The following is a 548-nucleotide window of genomic DNA, read 5'->3' on the forward strand; positions in this document are numbered from 1 at the left end:
GTGCGCGCACGCGGCACGACGCCCTCTTCCACGACGAGCTGCTCGAGCTCGCCGACCAGTTCCCCGGCCTGCGGGTCCGGCACTGGTTCACCCGTGAGGAGGGTGGCCTGAGCGAGCAGGCCGGGCGCCGCCTCGACCTGTCGACGACCGCCGACCTCGACGCGCTGTGTCCCGACTGGCGCACCCGCAAGGCGTTCGCGTGCGGTCCGGCAGAGCTGCTCGACGACGCCGAGGAGCTGTGGGCCCGCGAGGGCGTCGACGGCACCGACGCCACGGGCGCGAGCCTCACGATCGAGCGCTTCGCCCCGGTCCTGCTGCCGGGAACCGGCGGCGAGGGCGGGGTCGTTGTGTTCGAGAAGTCCGACAAGGAGGTCGAGGCCGGCGGCGACGTGCCGCTCCTCGACGCCGGCGAGGAGTGCGGCGTCGTCATGCCGAGCGGCTGCCGCATGGGCATCTGCCGCAGCTGCCTGACACCGCTCGTGGCCGGCAAGGTCCGCGACCTGCGTACCGGAGAGGTCCACGGCGACGAGGGCGAGCTGATCCAGACC

The 548-nt window shown here is 73.5% G+C and carries 1 protein-coding gene; it reads left to right on the forward strand.

Going from position 1 to position 548, the window contains the following annotated elements:
• The coding region (locus ACPYOM_RS22125; RefSeq protein ID WP_481347609.1) for a 2Fe-2S iron-sulfur cluster-binding protein at nucleotides 1–548 on the forward strand (548 nt) is incomplete at both ends.

Source organism: Monashia sp. HAY1-2A (assembly GCF_056755315.1).